15 protein-coding genes, 1 tRNA gene and 1 pseudogene are annotated in these 20846 nt (G+C 55.5%); all 17 read right to left on the bottom strand.

Features of this window, described 5'->3' with window-relative positions; genetic code table 11:
- Positions 1 to 168 precede the first annotated feature (168 nt).
- A complete protein-coding gene (locus A6M21_RS19240) occupies positions 169 to 489 on the bottom strand; it encodes an AMP-binding protein (RefSeq protein ID WP_066666740.1) in 321 nt (106 codons plus the stop codon).
- 55 nt (positions 490 to 544) lie between these two features.
- Positions 545 to 811, bottom strand: a pseudogene (locus tag A6M21_RS19440) (AMP-binding protein); the annotation flags it as partial.
- Positions 812 to 831: 20 nt separating this feature from the next.
- Complete coding sequence (locus A6M21_RS04775; RefSeq protein ID WP_151191802.1) at positions 832 to 1440, bottom strand: TetR/AcrR family transcriptional regulator; 609 nt, start codon at positions 1438 to 1440, stop codon at positions 832 to 834.
- A gap of 65 nt (positions 1441 to 1505) precedes the next feature.
- Positions 1506 to 2177 carry an AMP-binding protein gene (locus A6M21_RS04770; protein ID WP_161486004.1) on the bottom strand — a complete coding sequence of 224 codons (672 nt, stop codon included), beginning with the start codon at positions 2175 to 2177 and terminating at the stop codon, positions 1506 to 1508.
- Between the two features lie 52 nt (positions 2178 to 2229).
- Entirely contained in the window at positions 2230 to 3042 is an 813-nt protein-coding gene (locus A6M21_RS04765; protein ID WP_066666736.1) for an alpha/beta fold hydrolase, read from the bottom strand.
- Positions 3043 to 3383: 341 nt separating this feature from the next.
- On the bottom strand, positions 3384 to 4883 hold the full coding sequence (locus A6M21_RS04760; protein WP_066666735.1) for a sodium:solute symporter family protein: 1500 nt from the start codon (positions 4881 to 4883) through the stop codon (positions 3384 to 3386).
- A 138-nt stretch (positions 4884 to 5021) separates the two neighbouring features.
- Positions 5022 to 5483, bottom strand: coding sequence for a hypothetical protein (locus tag A6M21_RS04755; protein ID WP_066666734.1), 462 nt, complete (start codon positions 5481 to 5483; stop codon positions 5022 to 5024).
- A gap of 312 nt (positions 5484 to 5795) precedes the next feature.
- A complete protein-coding gene (locus A6M21_RS04750; protein ID WP_201721832.1) occupies positions 5796 to 6575 on the bottom strand; it encodes a 3-hydroxybutyrate dehydrogenase in 780 nt (259 codons plus the stop codon).
- Positions 6576 to 6883: 308 nt separating this feature from the next.
- A complete protein-coding gene (locus A6M21_RS04745) occupies positions 6884 to 8569 on the bottom strand; it encodes a sigma 54-interacting transcriptional regulator (RefSeq protein ID WP_078060396.1) in 1686 nt (561 codons plus the stop codon).
- A gap of 273 nt (positions 8570 to 8842) precedes the next feature.
- Positions 8843 to 9583 carry a 3-oxoacyl-ACP reductase FabG gene (fabG, locus tag A6M21_RS04740; protein WP_066666732.1) on the bottom strand — a complete coding sequence of 247 codons (741 nt, stop codon included), beginning with the start codon at positions 9581 to 9583 and terminating at the stop codon, positions 8843 to 8845.
- Between the two features lie 151 nt (positions 9584 to 9734).
- The gene (locus A6M21_RS04735) at positions 9735 to 11102 is read right to left on the bottom strand and encodes a GntP family permease (RefSeq protein WP_066666731.1); all 1368 of its coding nucleotides are present in this window, start codon (positions 11100 to 11102) and stop codon (positions 9735 to 9737) included.
- 112 nt (positions 11103 to 11214) lie between these two features.
- On the bottom strand, positions 11215 to 12801 hold the full coding sequence (locus A6M21_RS04730) for an acyl CoA:acetate/3-ketoacid CoA transferase (RefSeq protein ID WP_066666730.1): 1587 nt from the start codon (positions 12799 to 12801) through the stop codon (positions 11215 to 11217).
- Between the two features lie 454 nt (positions 12802 to 13255).
- A complete protein-coding gene (locus A6M21_RS04725) occupies positions 13256 to 14983 on the bottom strand; it encodes a sigma-54 interaction domain-containing protein (protein WP_066666729.1) in 1728 nt (575 codons plus the stop codon).
- 278 nt (positions 14984 to 15261) lie between these two features.
- Positions 15262 to 17745 (bottom strand): leucine--tRNA ligase, encoded by a 2484-nt coding sequence (leuS, locus tag A6M21_RS04720; protein ID WP_066666728.1) that lies wholly within the window; start codon positions 17743 to 17745, stop codon positions 15262 to 15264.
- Positions 17746 to 18114: 369 nt separating this feature from the next.
- Positions 18115 to 19773 (bottom strand): AMP-binding protein, encoded by a 1659-nt coding sequence (locus A6M21_RS04715; RefSeq protein WP_066666727.1) that lies wholly within the window; start codon positions 19771 to 19773, stop codon positions 18115 to 18117.
- Positions 19774 to 19959: 186 nt separating this feature from the next.
- Positions 19960 to 20034 (bottom strand) — tRNA-Ala (locus A6M21_RS04710).
- A gap of 272 nt (positions 20035 to 20306) precedes the next feature.
- Entirely contained in the window at positions 20307 to 20663 is a 357-nt protein-coding gene (gene rsfS, locus A6M21_RS04705) for a ribosome silencing factor (protein WP_066666726.1), read from the bottom strand.
- Positions 20664 to 20846 lie beyond the last annotated feature (183 nt).

Raw genomic sequence — 20846 nt, 5'->3', positions numbered from 1 at the left:
GGCCTACCCATTGACGGGCACGATCGGATGTCAGGCCGGGATACCTGCCATCCGGGGTTACCGGTCATCTTTGCCGACGACCACCGCCGCTTCCCGGGCGCTTACCGGCGTTTGAGCCGTTTTTGTTCCCACGGACCGCCGTTTCGCGGCGGCGCGTCCGGCCCGCTGTCACCAGAAAAAAGGAGTAAAAATGGGCGCCACGTCCGCATGGGTCAGGTGCCAGCTGACGGCGGTATTCACTGCGTTCCAGGTGATCATACGGCGGGATAAAACCGCCCCCTTGGGAAAACCGGTGGTCCCGCCGGTGTATAAGATCAACCAGGGGTCCTCCAGTTCCGCCTCCACCGGCGCCAATACCCCGGCCTGAACGGACATGATCTCCCGGTACGACACATCTTCGCCCCCCGGACGGTTTTCTTCCAGGGAAACACAGACTCTGACGGCTGCCGTTTTTCTTAATTGAGCCGCCGCTTTCGCGTTCCCACGCATCGTAAATCAATACCTCGGGCCGGCAATCCTGTACTATATGGGCCAATTCACCCGGAGCCAGGCGGTGGTTCAAGGGGACCAGGACGGCGCCTGTTTTTTGCGCCGCAAAAAGGGCATCCAGGTGTTCGATCCGGTTGACCGCCAGGACGGCCACCCGGTCGCCTTTTTTTACTCCCGCCTCGCGCTGCAGGAAGGCGGCCAGGCGCAATGCCCGGGCCTGCATGTCCCGGTAGGTGTGGCGCGCCCCGGCGACCGTGTCGACAACCGCCACCTTGTCCGGAGTCAGTTCCTCCCGTTTTTTTAGCCAGTGGGCTGCAAACATGCTCTTTCTACCTCCACCAGTCAATCCCGTTTTTCCAGTCCGCCCATGATCAGTTCCATGGCCGCCCGGAAAGCCTCTTCCGGCACGTCTTTCTTCTCCCACAGCACCCAGCGCATACCCAGAAATTCGCCCATCCCCATCAGACAGTAGGCCACCGCCTCCGGATCAAGCCGGCGGAATTCCCCCCGGTCCATGGCTTCCTGCAGGCCTTTGACGTATCCTTCGGCCAGACGGCGATAGTACCATTTATACAGGGCGGGGTCTACAAATTCCGCTTCCTGGACAATACGGTACAGATTGCGGTGCTTGCGCACATAGTCGAAGAAAGCGGCAAAACCGCGGATCTCTTTTTCTTTCCGGCCGGCCGCCCCGTTCACGGCGATCTGAATTTCCCGGCGCAGGTTATGGCTCAGCTCTTCCACCAGTTCCCGGAAAATATGCTGCTTGCCCGGGAAATAGACATAAAAGGTGCCCTGGGCCACCCCGGCCCGCTGGGTGATGTCCACCACCGAAGTGTGGAAATACCCTTTAGCGCCGAATATTTCTTCCGCCACATCAAGCAGTTTCTGGCGGGTGGCTTCGCCTTTACTGGTTTTGGCCCGGTAAGTTTCCTTACCGGCAGATTGCACTTCCAAAACAACTCACCCCTTTACCCTCTATCGTATAAAGACATCTTACGTCCTCAGGGACCTGATCACCTTATCCATGTTTTCCACAAGTGCCATCCACCGGTATGGAAAAGGGGCAGAACAATCGTAGCGGAATCCCCGCCGGTAATATTCCAGCTCATTATTTCATTGATAATGTTCATATAGACCATCCGGTGGGGACTCATCGCCAATTTTGGTAAACCGGTAGTGCCTCCGGTGGATAATAATAAGTGAGTGTCGTGGAAAGAAAAGTGGTTTGCCTGCGGTGCGCATGCGCTTGATGACTGCAGAATTGCTTCATAATCTTCGGTCTCCAGTATTTTGTGCTTGGCAGTGCCGACGCGGACTTTCGTCTCAAATGGAAAGGTAAGAGAAGCGGCTTTTTCCTCAAGGGCATTTTCAAAGCAGAGCACTCTGGGCTCTGCTTGCGCCAGGAGTTCGTCCATTTCCGTGGATGACAGACGAACATTGAGGGGAAAGGATATAATATTAGTTTTCTGAGTAGCGAAAAATAGATCAAAACACTCAATCCGGTTATGCGCCAGGATGGCTACCCGATCACCTTGAACGAGGCCGAGTTCATCTTTGAGGTAGTTGGCCAGTTTGTTGGCCCGGAAATTCAGGTCTTTAAAGGTATACCAAACCCGGGAAGAACGGTCATAAACAGCACGCAACCCTGGTGTCAATGAGCTGCGTCCGGCCAGGAGATCCACCACCCAGGGCCATCCCGTATTCATGAGCACACTCCCTCCATAAATGCAAATTAGGTCAGCTCTTATCCTTGAGCCCGGCTAAAAAATTTATTACGGACCGGTTGAACTCTTCCGCCTGTTCAATAAAGAAGAGGTGCCCGCCACCTGAAAACATCCGTAGTTTGGCTCCCGTTATGCGCCCGGCCAGCAGGCGGGCGTTTTCCGGCGGTAAGACCACATCCCGGTCACCGGCCAGCACCAGAGTGGGTATACGTATGTTTGATAACCTGTTCTTACTGCAAAATTCCCTGGCAGCCGAAAACTGGCGTTCCCAGGCGTAACGGGGGGGGGTGGGCCGGGCCAACCGCCAGGCAGTGATTTGTTCCACCTCGTCTGGATGCTCCTCCATGTAACCGGGACTGAAAGCCACCGCCAGCCCCTGCCGGATGGCCTGCCCGGCGCTCAGTCCATCCACTTTGAGCATACTGTCCAGTGCCTGCGCCGTCATGGGCACGCTGTCCGGTCCGCCGAAAGAAGTACAGCATAGAATCAGGCTTGCCACCATCTCCGGGTGACTCAAAGCCAGTTCCTGGGCGATAAAGCCGCCCATGGAAACGCCCAGCACATGCGCCCGGGCAATACCAAGATTGTCGAGCAGGCCGGCCGCGTCACCGGCCATCATAGCGGCCGTATAAGGAAGATCGGGCTTGTCGCTCCGCCCCGCCCCGCGGTTGTCGAAAATAATGGTTTGAAAATGACGGGAAAACGAAGGGATCTGTTTAAACCACATCCAGGAGGCGTAACCCAGCCCTTCGATCAGCAGCAACGGCTCCCCCGTACCATATACTTCGTAGTAAATACTCACACCGTTAATCGAAGTCCGTCCCATCCGGCCACCCCCAAGTTGACATGTGATTCAGTTTTCAATTTGATTTTAAAATTTTACTTGCGAAACGTCTATAATTCTCCGGCCAATGGCTGATATTTAATTCTGAATGGTCGCAATTTTCCCTCAACGGTTTTGCCGGGCACCCCCGCCATCTCAGGCCCTGCACCTCTTCCGACGGAACACCGGAACAACTTTCCGGCCACAATCAGGTATCTCCATAAAGAAACAGGGCTTGCGCCCTGTTCTCTTCAGCATTGGATAACGGCAATATGATCACGGTATCAACAGTAAGATGAATTTACCGGTTATTTTTCGTCAATGTTCCCGCTGAACCTTCAGCTTTATTCCATATGCTTAAAATATAGTTTCATTTGAGCGGGCAAACTATCTTCCGCCGCCCCCCTGGTAAACAGGGGCACAAAAACCATAACCAGGAATACCAGTATAATCATATAGGCATACCCCGGAATACCGCCCGGCATATGGCCCTTAAGCGCCTGCTCGTAAATAACCGAAACACCGATACTCATTATAAGCACTATAATCTCCGAGATAATGGCGGCTTCCCGGGAGGCCTTCCGCCATTGATAACCAATAATTACCGGCAGTGATGTACCGATAAATGTACCCAGTCCCAGGACGCCCAGCAAACCAACCATATATCCGCCATAGAGGCCAAATATTGCTGCACCGACGGTTAAAATCAGCAAGGCCCATCTTCCCCAAACCACTTCTTCCTGCTGACTTAATATTTTATTGAATGAGTGTGTAAGGTCACGTGTAATAATTGATGATCCAATCACCAGAAAAGAACTTGAGGTGGACATTGTGGCAGCAAGCAAACCGACAAAGAGCAATATTTCCAGTGTGGGAGGCAAATGATTGAAGAAGTGGAATATCGTTTCATCAGGCACTTTTAACGGGGAAGATTTTCCCGAAGCAACCAAATATTGCACAGAAGTACCGGGCAGTAAATACAAAAGACCCATGATCGCATAACCGATACCACCCACCAAACCAAAAGTTTTTAAACTTTTATAATTATTCAGTGAATAAAGTTTTGTATTCACATGCGGCTGCCCGGTAACGCCCAGCGCAAGCACAAAAGCCCATGATAAAGCCAGCGGTAAAGCGGCATTACTCGGGTTACCAATCGGATCAACAAATGTTGGTCCAAACAATTTACTGGACGCAATTGTCAAAGTGGCATTTGTCACGCCTCCGGTTATATAGAAAAAGCCAATAACGATACCTATAATACTAATCAGTTTTAAAATCCCCTGTAAGAAATCAACACGTATACTGCCGACCATGCCCCCATAAATCGTATATATCAATGTGAAAAGCAGCAAAATAATGCCGCCTGCTTTTACAGACACGCCAAATATAGAATTAAGTATATATCCCCCTGCCAGTATTTGCGCCCCCATATATGCCCAAACACAAATGATTAAATTAATTCCAATCAAAAACCTTACGGCCTTGCTCTTGAATCTCACATCACCAAGATCGGCATAAGTCTCGACATTTGTTATCTCACCCATCATCCGCATGGGCTTACCGTTAAGCCACATCATCAGCCCATAACTCACAGTGAAGAAAATAGGCATATACCAGACTGTGCTCCCCGTCTTATAGTTTAGACCTGGTCCACCTACAAATCCAAAACCGCTCATCCCTGTGGTTGCGGCGGCCAGGCCGGCAACAGTAGCGCCAAACAGCTTTGAGGAAGCAAAAAATTCTGTCCCGCCTTTGTCAGCTTCCTTTTTCGCACTTATACTCCACCAAAGAATGACAGCTGCATATAATATGGCTACTACAATTTCAATTTCTTTGATCATTAAAATAACCCCCTTTTCTTAAATTTTACTTCACGGTTACATAAACATTGCATTTATTCACAATGCATAGAGTACATTTTATCTATTACCACAGTATATGGCACTGCGGAGGAACTTTGACGTGACCTTGTGATTTACTTACATAGTTATTTCTTCTTTATTCTGTGCTTTAAATTGTTGCACATCCTCAATAAATTTTTCCCAGTCTTCTTGCGACAAAACATTCTTTTCAAACAATATGGTATAAGAAAGAATAGTAATTAAAATACCCCCGATCAATCCAAAACCTGCCCAAATGATGGCGCTGCCCGGATGCATCCCGAACCAGAGAGTTTTTGGCGCTATACCATGATACAACTTCCAATAATAAAACAAGAGGTAAAACCCCGCCCCGTAAAGAAGAATAAACGCCCCGTACGGATACAGGAAAAACATTTTGTCCGCCCTGGAGCCGGCCCCGATTAGCATAAAATTCGCCAAAAAGATAATAGTCGGGAAAACGGCGGCGATCGGATGTTTCGTCCAAAAGGCGATTCCGATCCATAATACAAGCAGTCCCTGCAGTATCCAAAGATAATTTTTAATATTTCCTTTAATCATTTTTCGTTCCCTCCTTACAACTCGGAATTACTCGTGGCGCTGCCGCCGGACACAGAATCCGGTGTAGCGGACAGATAAAACCTAAACGCCGGTTCCGATATACGCAAAATGCTAGAGCCCCGGGCAAGAGCAAAATAAATCATTTGATGCCACACCGTTCCTGTAGACGCCAAGTGGTAGACGCCAGGTACAGGGCCTCCCGGCCAATACCGGGAGGTGGTTCGCGGGTAGATCAAGGGCAGGCGATTAACTCGGTCCGGCACTCTGTGGGAAACGATCACGAAACAGTCCCCGGTCTTCTCCGGGTTTGGTTCACACCTGGCTCCACCCCCCGTCAATGGTGTACCCCTGGGCGGTTATGGAGGCAGCGGCATCGGAACACAGGAACAGGGCCAGGTAGCCGATCTCGGCCGGGGTGAGCAGGCGCTTTTGCGGCACCGGGCGCAGGATGACCTGTTCCAAGGCCTGCTCCGGCGTGAGGTTGTGGCTGGCCGCCAGATCCTTCAACTGATTGCGCACCAGCGGCGTATCCACATATCCGGGACAGATGGCATTGGCGGTGACGCCGAAGGTAGCCGTTTCCAGGGCGGTCACCCGGGTCAAGCCGAGCAGGCCGTGTTTGGCGGAAACATAGCCGGCTTTGTAGGCGGAAGCGATTTTGGCGTGCACCGAGGCAACGTTGATGATCCGGCCGAAGTTTCTGGCTTTCATGCCCGGCAGCACGGCCCGGGACAACAGGAAGGGTCCCACCAGCATCACTTCCAGCAAACGGCGGAAAACCTCCGGCGCAAAATCCTCCAGGGGCGCTACATGCTGAAATCCGGCGTTATTAACCAGTATATCGACCTGTTTTTCCTTTACCTGCTGAATAAAATCCGGTTGTGTAATATCACCTGGAAATGGCTCCTGACCAAGCTTGCGAGCGGCCTCTGCGGCCCGCTCCGGCAAAATGTCGTTGACCAGTACGCCGGCTCCGGCCGCGGCCAGGGTCTCAGCCACGCCGTAACCGATGCCGGATCCGGCCCCGGTCACCAGTGCCGTCCGGCCGCTCAAATCAACTGTAAAGTTAACCTGCTCCCTTCGTTCTCCCATGCTCCTACCCCCGATTTCAACAAGTATTTAGCAGGATTTATGAAGCAAAGTCTATGCCAGAATATTTCCACTATTTTGGCAGGTTCCAAGCCGGCTTTTTTCCGGAATTCCGTACAAGAGCAGGGACCATACGGGCTTAATTTCATGAACTGCACTAATCTATGTACTATTCCGGATTTCCGTACAATTCCGGTGCTCCGGAATATAAGGGGTGGCGGAGGACATTCGGCGAGGAAAATATGCTGTACACAAAAAAAAAAGAAAAGGCGAACACCTTTTCCATAAATGATACTTATAAATGTCCCGGGTTAACAGATGTTGTAACGGGCCAGTTTTTCGTAAAAGGTAGTCCTGCCGATACCCAGCATTCTGGCCGCCTCCATCCGGTTGCCTCCGGCAACCTTCAGGGCACGACGGAGCACAGTCTTTTCCAGTTCCTCCACCGCTTTTTTCAGCGGTCTTACCGGCAGGTCATGTATCGTGATCATTTCCCCGGCAGAAATATTCAGCACACGTTCCAGAACATTCTCCAATTCACGGACATTTCCCGGCCAGTGGTAATTGAGCAGGTATTCCATGGCCGCCGGGTGGATGGATTTATGGATGGTGCCCAGGCGGCGGGAAAGCCTTTGCAAAAGGTCGTCAACCAGCAGGGGAATATCTCCGCTTCTTTCCCGCAGGGGCGGGATATCCAGAACCACCACATTAAGGCGGTAGAACAAATCCTCCCGGAAGGCGCCCCGGCGCACCATCTCCTCCAGATTGCGGCTGGAGGCCGCCACCAGACGCACATCCACTACGACGGGCCGGGCATCTCCCAGCCGTTCGATTTCCTTTTCCTGCAGTACTCGCAACAGTTTGGCCTGCATATTCAAAGACATTTCGCCAATCTCATCGAGAAACAGGCTTCCTCCATTGGCCTGCTCGAATTTGCCAGGCTTGCCCCCCTTGCGGGCACCGGTAAAAGCACCTTCCCGGTAGCCGAAAAGTTCCGATTCAAGGAGGTTTTCCGGCAGGGCGGCACAGTTCACCCGTACAAATGGCCGCGCACAGCGGGGACTGGCGTTGTGCAGGGCATGGGCGAACAATTCCTTGCCCGTGCCGCTCTCCCCGCGGATTAATACTGTTGAATCATTCCGGGCCACTTTTTGCACCAGCTTCTTCAGTTCAAGCATGCGGGGACTGTTGCCGGTAATCTGCTCCAGGGTATAACGGGCTCCTTGCTGGCGCATCAGCTCGCCTTTGTAATGTTCCACTTCCGACTGCAGCCGGTCCACCCGCCGCATCAGCAGGCGCAGTTCCTCCACGTCACGGAATATCACCATGCCCACAGCGGCCCAGACCCGGCCGTCCCGGTGCAAGGGGATCCGGGAGCAGATCATATCATGCCCTTTGATCCGCTGCACTTCCCCGATTTCCGCCCGGCCCGTTTCAAGCACCACATGCATGCGGGTGTTTTCAATTACTTCCCAAACCGGCCGGCCCAACACATCTTCAGGCGCAAGCCCCAGAAAGTCGCAGTAAGCCCGGTTAAACATAACCACCCGGGCGTCCCCGTCGACCACTATAACCCCGTTATAGATGCCCTCCAACGCTGCCTCAAGCAAGGCAATTTTGTTCCGGGCAGCGGCTGTTTCCTGCCTGGCTCTTTTTAAACGGGTAATATCCCGGAGCTCGCCCACGGCGCCGGCCACGGATCCACACTGAATGACCGGGACACAATTGAAAACATATTCATGATGTGCATTTGTAATTGACGAATCTGATATTCTCCGGCCGGTCCGCAGCACTTCGGTCAAAGCGGCAACCAACTCCCGGTGAGCAATCACTTCCTGAAGCGGACGGCCGGTTGCCCGGGCGGCAACAAGGCCTAAAATTCTTTCCATGGCCGGATTCAGTGAAACCACGACCCCTTGCCGGTCAATTTCAATCAGGCCATGAGGGCAGGACTTCCACACGACATTTAACATTTCACCTTCTTCGGGCCGGCGCAACCCCGATCACCTCCCGCCCGGAACTAATCGAAATCTTCTGGCAATTAATTTCGCCATCCAGCTTAATTTTCCTGTCATCCGTCCATACTTTACAAACCGGAGTATATGATGAATAACATTTTGCGCCGGTTCAAACCGGGTTCCGGGTATGATTGTTTCGCCGTTGAGCGGAAATAAAAAATACGTGCCAGTGATGCGGAAACGGCACGTATTTTTATTAAAAGTTATTTTGTTTCTTGCTAAAACGAATCCCGCCACCCCATATTTTTCACATCAAAGCACCAGCCCGCCGTCCACGCTCAGCACCACCCCGTTGATATAGGCCGCCTCGTCCGAGGCCAGGAAGAGATAGGCGTTGGCCACGTCCCGCGGCTGGCCGAGCCGGCCCAGAGGCGTCTTCTCCTTCATCATGTCCAGCACCTTTTCCGGCACTTTGGCCGTCATATCAGTGACGATGAAGCCAGGCGCCACGGCGTTGACGGTGATTCCCTTGCGTCCCAGCTCTTTTGCCCAGGAGCGGGTCATGCCGATCACCCCCGCCTTGGTGGCCGCATAGTTGGTCTGGCCGACGTTGCCGTACAGACCGGCCACCGAGGCGGCGTTTATTATCCGTCCGCCGCCCTGACTGATCATCACCGGGACCACCGCCCGGGTGCAGTTGAATACGCCGGTCAGATTGACGGCAATCACCTGCTCCCATTGCTCCGGGGTCATTTTCGTCAGCAGGGCGTCCCGGGTGATACCCGCGTTGTTCACCAAGATGTCGATGCGGCCGGATTTTTCCACCGTGCCGTCCACCATGGCCCGCACCTGGACCGGATCGGCCACGTTTACCGGAAAGAACAGGGCTTCCCCGCCCAGGGCACGGATTTCTTGCACCGCGGCTTCCCCGGCCGCCGCGTCGAAATCCCCCAGCACCACTTTGGCTCCTTCCCGTATGAATACCAGGGCCGTTTCTTTGCCAATCCCCCGGGCGCCGCCGGTGATGATGGCCACTTTGTCTTTTAACCGCATGTTCAAACCACCCCCAGGTTTTTTATGGCTCCGTATTTATTCTTTACTAAATAATTTACCACATAATTACCTCGCTAATATTCCCCGGGTCCGTACACGGCCACTCCAGTCCCTGTTTAAGCTGTTTTGAAGGGTGGACGAGCCGCAGCTTTTAACTGAAAACGAACATGCTGTGCAGCAATACCAGCAGGAATACAGTCAGGGTTTTAATCACCGTGACGGCAAAGATGTCTTTATAAGCGTCCTTGTGCGTCAGACCACAGATGGCCAGCAGGGTGATCACCGCACCGTTGTGGGGCAGGGTATCCATACCGCCGGAAGCCATGGAGGCAATCCGGTGCAGGACATCGGGGCTGATGTGCAGGCGCTGCGCCCACTCCAGATACTGTTTGCCGGCGATTTCCAGGGCAATGCTCATGCCGCCGGAAGCCGAACCGGTCACCCCGGCGAGCACGTTTACCGTCAATGCTTCGGACAGCAGGGGACTGCCCTTGATACCCAGCATGGCTGCGGAAATGGCCTTGAACCCGGACAGGGAGGCGATTACACTGCCGAATCCCACCTCGGAGGATGTGTTCAGTATAGCCAGCAAGGAACCAATGGTCCCGGCGTTCAGGCTCTTGGCCACCTGGCCCTTGATGCGCCCGTAATTGATGCCGATGGCCAGCAGGACGCCCAGGACCAGGGCCAGGATCAGGCTCCAGGTGCTCTGCACGCTGGCCAGGGTAACCCCGTATGGTTTGAGGAAACCGCCATCCCAGCCGCTGATCCAGCGGGTGAAGAAAAGATTGCCCGCCAGTACGGCCAGCAGGGGCAGGGCGGAAAGCAGCGGATGGGGAAGATTGTCCCCGTTGACCGGCTCCGGTTCGTTCAGTGTGTGCTGCCCATAGCCCTCCCCGCCGGCCCGGGCCTTTTTACGCCGGTATTCCATCCAGAGCAAACCAAGGGCCAGGATGATCACCGACCCGATAACTCCGGTAACTGGCGCCGCATAGAGATTGGTGCCGAAATATTTGGTCGGAATCACGTTTTGAATCTGGGGCGTACCCGGCAGGGCGTCCATGGTCACAGTGAAGGAACCGAGAGCAATCACGCCTGGAATAAGCCGCTTGGGAATGCCGGCTTCTTTGAACAGGGCCGCCGCGAAAGGGTAAACCGCAAAGGCTACTACAAAAAGGCTCACCCCGCCGTAGGTCAGCACCATGCAGGCCAGCACCACGGCCAGGATGGCCCTCTCCCTGCCGATGGCTTTAATAATCGACCGGGCAATGGAAGAAGCCGCTCCGGTGTCTTCCATCACTTTGCCGAATACAGCTCCGAGCAGGAAAATGGGGAAGAAGCTCTTGAAATAGCCGGCCGCTTTGACCAGAAACAGTTCGGTGTAGCTAGGCAGCAGGGGAGCACCAGAGAAAAAGGCCGCCAGCAGGGCAAAAACAGGGGCAAAAAGAATGACCGAAAAACCACGGTAGGCAAAAAACATGAGCAGGCCCAGGCTCAATAAAATGCCGATAACTTCCATAATTCTGACACCTCCCAAAGAAAAAATGCTTATTGCTCCGGCGCCAGAAAGCCCGAAAACATATTCCGGCCCCGGAGCAATGTGAAAACAATAACCGGCCGGGTCTGACCAGCTAAGCTATCTCCTCCCTTCTTTCCGGATTTTGTTTATTCATCCCCAACCCCATGGCAGTGGTACGGAATATGCAGCTGTCCATCAGTTTGAGGTGGGGGGAAATAACCGGCTTGAAATTCATTTGGGACAGAATATCCCGTTCCAGGTCAATACCGGGGGCGATCTCAACCAGCTCCAGGCCCCGGGGACCAAGACGGAAAACCGCCCGCTCGGTGATATACAGCACCGGCCTGTTTTTGGACAGGGCGTAATCGCCGCTGAAAGTTATCTGTTCAACCCGGGACATGAATTTGTTGCTGCGTCCTTCCCGGATGATTTTTATCCGTCCCCCTTCCACCGCCGCCACCAACCCGCCGGCGGTGAAAGTGCCGCAAAAGATTACTTTCCTGGCGTTCTGGCTGATGTTGATAAAACCACCGCAGCCCACCAACCGGGAGCCGAATTTGCTCACATTGACATTGCCCCGGGCGTCGGCCTGAGCCATGCCCAAAAAGGCCAGATCGATGCCTCCGCCGTCGTAAAAATCGAACTGGCTGGGTTGATCCACGATGGCCTCGGGATTGGTGGCCGAACCAAAGCTTTTGCCGCCGGCGGGAATGCCGCCGATCGGACCCGCCTCCACCGTCAGGGTCATGTAGGACGCGATTCCCTCCTCCGCAGCCACTGCGGCTACCGCTTCGGGAATACCGATGCCCAGATTGACCACCGTATCCGGCAACAGTTCCATGGCCGCCCGGCGGCCGATCACCTTGCGCCCGTCCAGGGGCAGCGGCTGCACCGACCCGGCGGGCGCCTTGATCTCGCCGGTATACGCTGGATTATACTGCTCGCTGTAGGTCTGCCAGTGCTGCTCCGGCGGCGCCACCGCCACCGCATCCACCAGAATGCCGGGAATCTTGACCAGCTTGGGATCAAGCGTCCCCGCCGCAGCCACCCGCTCCACCTGAACGATCACTTTCCCACCGCAATTTTTTACGGCCTGGGCTATGGCCAGGGCTTCCAGGGGCATCGATTCTTTTTCCATGGTTACATTGCCCCGCTCATCGGCGGTGGTGCCCCGAATAAAGGCCGCCGTCACGGGAAAAGCGCGGTAGAACAACTTTTCCGCTCCAAAGAGGTCAACTACTTCCACCAGGTCTTCCCTGGTTACCGCATTAACCCGGCCTCCTTCCAGGCGCGGGTCCACAAAGGTACCCAGGCCCACATGGGTGACGGTTCCCGGCTTGCCGGCTGCAATATCCCGGAAGAGATGGCAGATCACCCCCTGGGGCAGGTTGTAGCCTTCAATTTTGTTCTGCACCGCCAGCGCCCCCAGTTTCGGGGCCAGTCCCCAGTGTCCGCCGATTACCCGTTTGATCAGCCCCTCATGAGCCAGGTGGTTCATCCCCCGGTCCCGGCCGTCGCCCTGGCCGGCAGCGTAAACAAGAGTCAGGCCGCGCGGGGCGCCGGTGGCCAGGAACCGTCCCTCCAGCGCCGTGGTCAACGCTTCGGCATGGGCGCAGCTGACGAAACCGTTTATCGCCAGAGTATCACCGTCTTCGATTAGCGCCACGGCTTCCTCCGGAGCAAGGAACTGCACAGTCATGGTTATCCTCCTCAACTTGCGGCGTGGGTTAAAAGGTTACGTTAATTATAGCAAGGCACGTACCAACGCTTTTTCGAGCTTTTTCGCCCCTATTTTCCGGAATTCCGGAATGATAAGGCCGGTTTAACGATCCCGAAAATCAGAATTTAAGATAAATTTGATACTTTCCGGAAATCCGGAAATATTTCCGGATTTCCGGAATAAAAGTAATCCTTACATTAGAACCCAATACGGAGTCAATACCGGCAGGTGAATTAACAAAAAAACTCCTCATATGAGGAGTTAAAGGCAAAATATTCTGCAAAAGGAGCGGTGCATTGTTTACAGGGTCAGCCTCGCCCGGTAGCTATTATCTTGCCGTAAATGCAAAAGGGTTTCCATTGCCCCCGGGCAACAGCAGGTAAGCAGGGTTTACCGCCAGACTACGCACTGCGGACATATGGTCCCTGACCGGCTACTTTTTCGGTATCCCATATCGCGCCAGCTTTTCATAAAAAGTGGACTTGCCAACCTGCAGCAATCTGGCCGCGGCCAGGCAGTCACCTGCCGTGGCCTCCAGCGCCCGCACGATCATGATCCGCTCCAGGTTCTCCACAGATTCCTTGAGCGGCCGCACCCCTTCCGCCACCGGCTCCATTTCTTCCCGGCGCAGGTAAAAAGGCAGGTGGTTGATGGTGATTATTTCTTCATCAACTATGTTCAACACCCGTTCCAGAACGTTTTCCAGTTCGCGGATGTTTCCCGGCCAATGGTGGTCGAGCAGGCATTCCAGGGCTGCCGGGGCAAGTGATTTGCGCGGACAGCCCAGCCGGTGGGCCAGCTTTTTCAGCAGGGAATCCACCAGGGCGGGTATGTCCTCCCGCCTGTCCCGTAGCGGAGGAACGTCCAGCACCACTACATTCAACCGGTAAAACAAATCCTCCCGGAACAAGTTTAGTTGTACCATTTCCTCCAGGTTGCGGTTGGTGGCGGCCACCACACGTACATCCACCTTGAGCGGCCGGTTCTCCCCCAGCCTTTCGATCTCTTTTTCCTGCAATACCCGCAAAAGTTTAACCTGCATGTTTACCGGCATATCGCCGATTTCATCCAGAAATATGGTGCCCCCGTCGGCCAGTTCAAATTTACCGATCTTTCCACCCTTGCGCGCGCCGGTAAAAGCACCCTCCGCATAACCAAAGAGCTCCGACTCGAGCAGGTTTTCCGGCAGGGCCGCGCAGTTTACCTTGACAAAAGGGCGGTGCGCGCGCGGGCTGGCGTTGTGCAGGGCATGGGCAAAGAGTTCCTTGCCGGTGCCGCTTTCCCCCCGGATCAACACCGTGGAGTCGCTGCGGGCCACCCTGGGTACCAGCGCTTTCAGTTCGCGCATGCGGGGGCTAGCGCCGGTGATATTGTCCAGGCAATAACGGGTTCCCTGGTGGCGTTGCAGTTCGCCCTTATAATACTCCAGCTCCGTTTGCAGGCGGTCCACCCGTTTGACCAGCGTGCGCAGGTCGGAAACATCACGGAACATCACCTTGCCCACGGCGGCCCAGACCCGGCCGTCCCGCTTCAAGGGAATACGCGAGCAGACCATATCGTGGCCGTTGATGCGCTGCACTTCGCCCACTTCCGGACGGCCCGTCTGCAGCACCACATGCATACGGGTGTTTTCAATCACATCCTGCACCCTGCGGCCCAATACGTCTTCCTGTTTAACCCCCAGGAACTCGCAGTAGGCCCGGTTGAACATGGTAATGCGCGCCTCGTCATCCACCACCACAATGCCATCGTAAGCACTGTCCAGGACGGTCTCCAGCAGTTCCTTGAGATTGCGCGTGGACTCCAACTCCTCAAGCATGTGCTGCAATTCGGTTTCGTCCTGCAGCACGGCCACCGCCCCGGCCACCCGGCCGTCCAGGATGATCGGCGTGCGGTTGGACACATAACTGCGCCCGCCGATGACAGTGCGGCAGCCGATTTGGGGCTGCCCCGTCTGCAAAACTTCCATCAGCCCGGTGCCGGGCACCAGTTCTTGAATGTGGCGGCCGGTCAATTGCTCCGCCGGCTGGCCGAGGATGCGTTCCATGGCCCGGTTGACCGTGGTTACCAGGCCCTCCCCGTCCACCTCGATAATACCGTTATAGGTCGCATCCAGCACCGCCCGCAGCCGGTTTAAGATATCCGTACCGGCAACCGTCATTTAAATTACACCCCGCTTAAATGGGATCATAAAATGCCATTAACAGTTAAATAAATCAATCATCCAGCTTAATTATAGCACAGGGCATCCCCCTTGCACAGGCCGCCGGTACAGGCTGCTGTTACCTTCTTCCGGACACGCTTGCTCCGGGTCCGGCCCCCCCCTCCCGGTTCAGCCGCCGGTTCCCGGGGCGGGGAAAAAGGGCGGGTTTCTATCAAATATCAAAAACCACACCGGTTTGCCTTCCCGGTGTGGTCCATTGATTCATGCTGCGCTTTTTACTTCACCACGATATTGACCAGCTTCCCCGGTACGGGAATGATCTTGACAATCTGCTTCCCGGCCACCAATTGCTGCACCCGGGGTTGGGCCAGCACCTGCGCCTGCATTTCGGCCGCGCCGGTGCCGGCGGGCAACAGCACGCGCTCGCGCACCCGGCCGTTGATCTGCACCACAACGGTGATTTCATCTTCCGCCACGGCCCGTGGATCATAAGATGGCCAGGGCTGCCTGTGAATACTGTCCGAGTGGCCGGTGCCGGCCCACAGTTCCTCAGTGATGTGGGGCGCAAAGGGGGCGAGCAGAATCAACAAATGCTCCACCGCTTCTCGCATCACCGCCGGATCGCGATCCGTTTCCGGCAGTTCCCGGTACTGGTAGAGCCCGTTGACCAGTTCCATGATCGCGCTGACGGCCGTGTTGAAATTGAAGCGCTGGCCGATGTCTTCGCTCACTTTCTTAATCGTCTGGTGGGTCAGGCGGCGCATTTCCCGGTTGATGCCCACCAGTTTACCGGACGGCACGGCCGGTGCGTGCAGCAACTCCCCGCCCAGCGGGGCCACCAGCCGCCACACCCGGTGCAGGAAACGGTAGCATCCCTCCACGCCCTGGTCGCTCCACTCCAGATCCCGTTCGGGCGGAGCGGCAAAAAGGATGAACAACCGAGCGGTATCGGCACCGTATTTGGCCACGATGTCCTCCGGGCTGACCACGTTGCCCCTGGATTTGGACATCTTGCTTCCTTCCTTGAGCACCATGCCCTGGGTGAGCAGGTTGGTGAAGGGTTCTACATTACTCACCAGGTCCAGGTCGTAGAGCACCTTGGTGAAGAAACGTGAATAAAGCAGGTGCAAAATGGCGTGCTCCACCCCGCCGATGTACTGATCCACCGGCAGCCAGCGGTCCACCCTGGCCCGGTCCCAGGCCGCCGCTTCGTCCCGCGGGCTGGTATAGCGGTAATAATACCAGGATGAGCACATGAAAGTATCCATGGTATCGGTTTCCCGCCGGGCCGGACCGCCGCAGGAGGGACAGGTGGTATGCACAAATTCCGGGCACTCGGCCAGGGGCGACTGGCCGGTGGGCTTAAAGGCCACGTTGCGCGGCAGCAGCACCGGCAGGTTCTCTTCCGGTACGGGCAATGTGCCGCAATGATCACAGTAGATAATGGGAATGGGCGCACCCCAGTAACGCTGCCGGGAAATCAGCCAGTCCCGCAACCGGTAGTTCACCTGACCCTTGCCCAGACCCTTTTCCTCCAGATGGGCGATCACCGCCCGGATGCCTTCTTCTTTGGGCAAACCGTTGAAGCGGCCGGAGTTGACCATTACCCCCTCCCCGGCGTACGCTTCGGTCATGGTTTCCGGATCCAGTTCCCGCCCCGGCGGCTGGATCACCACCCGCACAGGCAGATGATATTTGCGGGCGAACTCAAAGTCCCGCTGGTCGTGCGCCGGTACGCCCATCACGCAGCCGGTACCGTATTCCAGCAGCACGTAGTTGGCCACCAGAATGGGCACCTTCTCCCCGGTCAGGGGGTTGATGCAGCAGGCGCCGGTAAACAGCCCTTCCTTTTCCACATTGGTGGCCGTGCGTGCCAGTTCACTCAGGTTGCGCACCCGGTGCACGAAGGCGCGTACTTCTTCCGCCTGCTCCCGCCCGGCGATCAGTTTTTCCACCAGCGGATGCTCCGGTGCGATAACCATGTAAGTAACCCCGAAAACGGTATCCGGACGGGTGGTGAAAACAACGAACTCTTCATCCAATCCGTCCACCGGAAAATGGATCTCGGCTCCCTCACTGCGGCCGATCCAGTGTTCCTGCATGATCTTGACCTTGTCCGGCCAGCCGGCCAGCAGGTTGATATCTTTTAACAAACGTTCGGCATAACCGGTTATTTTGAAAAACCACTGCTCCAGTTCCCGCTTTTCCACTTCTGTCTTGCAGCGTTCGCAGACGCCCTCCTTGACCTGCTCGTTGGCCAGCACGGTGGCGCAGGAGGGACACCAGTTGACGGCCGACTTTTTCTTGTAGGCCAGACCTTTATGATAGAGCTGCAGGAAAAGCCACTGCGTCCATTTATAGTAGCCCGGATGACAGGTGGCCACCTCGCGGCGCCAGTCATAACTGATGCCTAATTGTTTCAGCTGCTCGCGCATGGCGGCGATGTTGTTCATGGTCCAGTCCGCCGGATGGATGTCACCGTGTTTGATGGCGGCGTTTTCCGCCGGCAGCCCGAAGGCGTCCCAGCCCATCGGGTGCAGGACGTTGTATCCCTGCATGGTTTTGAACCGGGCCACCACGTCGCCGATGGAATAGTTGCGCACGTGGCCCATGTGCAGCTTCCCCGACGGGTAGGGAAACATCTCCAGGCAGTAGTAGTTGGGCCGGTCACTGAAATCAGGCACCTCGTACAGTTTTTCCTTTGCCCAGCGGTCCTGCCACTTTGTTTCAATTGCTTTGAAGTCGTAACGGTCTTGCACGCATAATTCCTCCTGTCTTCAAAAACCCACAGGCATTTTATCACAATTTGCAGCATATAGACAAGAATTGCACAAAAATTGACGACCCGTCCGTCATTCATTTGCCCCGGCCCGGCAAAACACCGGGACTGATTCGGGGTGAAACAGACCGGATGTATAACGTGCACAGTTTCCGCCCCTCAACAATCACCGTTTGCGCGACCGGCCGGAGGGCAACGTACGGCGTGCGGTTCAACAGAAAAAATCGGGGTAGCGGATGGTATTTACCCATCCACCACCCCGGGGGCAACAGGCAACTTTAGATTGAGATTCCAAACCTCCGGGATGACAAACCGGTGCCGTCAAAGTTCATGTCCCACCGGTTTGCCGCTAAGCTGTTTCCACCCGGGCCGCCTCCTGCAGGCCCAGAGTACAGATGGCCTGCTCCCGGAGCTTGAACTTTTGCACCTTCCCGTTGGCGGTGGTCGGGTAACCCGGTACAAACTGGATATACTGCGGTATTTTATAACGGGCGATATTGCCCCGGCAATATTCCCTGATTTCCTCCCCTGTGGCCTGACAGTCTTCTTTGAGCTGGATGAAGGCCATCACTTCCTCGCCGTATTTGACGCTGGGCACACCCACCACCTGCACATCCTTCACCTTGGGATGGGTGTAAAGAAATTCTTCTATTTCACGGGGGTAGATATTTTCCCCGCCCCGGATGATCATATCCTTCAAGCGTCCGGTAATGCGGCAGTAGCCGTTTTCGTCCATCGTGCCCAAGTCGCCGGTATGCAGCCACTCTTCGGCGTCGATGGCCGCCGCCGTGGCTCCGGGCATCTTGTAATAACCTTTCATAATATTATAGCCGCGGGCACATATCTCCCCCTGGAACCCCCGGGGCACTTCCTCGCCGGTGGCCGGATCCACGACCCTGACCTGGACGCCGGGCAGCGGCTGTCCCACGGTATTTACCCGCACCTCGAGCGGGTCATGTGTTCTGGTCATGGTGATCCCCGGCGAGGCTTCGGTCTGGCCGTAGGTAATCACAATTTCCTCCATACCCAACCGGTCAATGACCGCTTTCATCACTTCAACCGGGCAGGGGGAACCGGCCATAATCCCTGTACGCAGGGAGGATACGTCAAAGTGCTGTTGCTCCAGCACCGCCAGTTCGGTGATGAACATGGTCGGCACGCCGTGCAGCGCCGTGCAGCGCTCCTTTTCCACCGTTTCCAGCACACGCACCGGGTTGAAGGTTTCCACCGGCACCATGGCCGCCCCGGAGACCACGCAGGTCATGGTGGAAAGCACGCAACCGAAGCAGTGGAACAGCGGCACCGGAATGCACAACCGGTCCCGGGCGCTGAAATTGAGGCATTCGGCAATACTGCCGGCGTTACCCACCAGATTGGTGTGAGTAAGCATCACCCCCTTGGGAAAGCCGGTAGTGCCGGAAGTGTACTGCATGTTGGCCACGTCTCCGGGATCCAGTGAATCCTGCCGCGCCTGCAACTCCCGCCCGGAAATGGACCCGCCCAGGGCAAGCATTTGTTCCCAGGTGTACATGCCAGGGTATTCCCGGTCGCCGATCAGGACCACGTTGCGCAGCATGGGCAGTTTCTTGCTGTTCAAACGGCCGGGCAGTGAATGGCGCAGCTCGGGACAGAGTCCGTAAATCATCTCTATGTAATTGGAATCCCTGGTGCCGCCGAGCATCAACAGTGTGGTGGCGTCGGACTGGCGCAACAGGTATTCCAGTTCAAACAGTTTGTAGCCGGTGTTAACCGTCACCAGCACCGCACCCGCCTTCGGGGCGGCAAACTGGGTAAGCACCCACTCGGGCACATTGGTGGCCCAAATGGCCACGTGCTCGCCGCGTTTAATCCCCAGGGCCATCAAACCGCGGGCGACGCGGTTGCAAGCGTCACGGAACTGCCGGTAAGTATAACGCACATTCCGGTCCGCATAAACCAGGGCATCGTGTTCCGGATAACGGGCGGCTGTTTGATCCAGCAAATCCCCGATAGTAATGCGAAAGTTCATAAAAAACGTACGCCTCCCTGCCCTTTATTATTTTAATAAGTTAGAACCTTAAAGCAAAGGGGGTATACAACTTCCTTGTTGCTGAACCACCCCTGGGCAACGCTCCCGGCTACCCGTATAAAAACTGAAAACCTCTCATCCCCAAAGGGACGAGAGGTTGTCTCGCGGTACCACCCTCATTGGTAATGGTGGAGCTGGCGGGAATCGAACCCGCGGCCTCTTCCATGCCAAGGAAGCGCGCTCCCTCTGCGCCACAGCCCCATGAACATCACCCACTCGACGGTGTTAACGGTCACCCTCCGGTCCGGAGTACTTTCCTTCCTCCGGACAGCTCCGGGGCGAGATTCGGCAACCGGTCCACCACCTTGCACCCACCGGTGGCTCTCTGCAGAAACCGCGGCCGCTTACTGCTCCCCGTCATTGCCTTTGCGCTATTGACATAGCCTATTATAGAATATGCACCGGCCATTGTCAACGGTATTCTATATATTTTTAACCGGCCGCCGCAAAACGGGCGGCCGGCGCCGGACAAATTAAAGATTTACCGGCATGCCCACCACCGGGGCATCGCCCCACAGGCGTTCCAGGTTATAAAATTGCCGTTCCGGCTCCTGGAAGACATGAACGACCACATCACCATAATCCAGCAGCACCCAGCGGCCTTCCCGCATTCCTTCCCGGCGGGGTTGCAAAGCCGTTTCCTTTTCGACCGCCTCCATAATCTCCCTGGCTACAGCCTGCACATGCACAGAAGAACGTCCGCTGCAGATCACGAAATAGTCGGCGATTATAGAAAGCTTACGAATATCCAGTACAGTGATGTCCGTGGCTTTTTTGCCCTCCGCCGCATTGACGGCAACCTTGACCAACGCCCGTGGTTCAAATATCAAACAGCATGCCTCCCCGAAGGTTTTTTCAGTTACCGCCCGTCCGGACGGCCGCCCGGAATCAAGACGATAACATTTATTATTATATTTATATTCGCTCCCGCAGTCAAAGTTCCTGCCGGAAAATACAACAGTGCGGATTATTGCTTGGAAGGCGATATATAGAAAAAACCTCCCGGTCCCGCA

This window comes from Desulfotomaculum copahuensis (assembly GCF_001655685.1).
Classification (GTDB): Bacteria; Bacillota; Desulfotomaculia; order Desulfotomaculales; family Desulfovirgulaceae; genus Desulfotomaculum_G; species Desulfotomaculum_G copahuensis.
The sequence above is the reverse complement of the archived record's forward strand: the minus strand, read 5'-3'. Positions and strand labels throughout refer to the sequence as shown.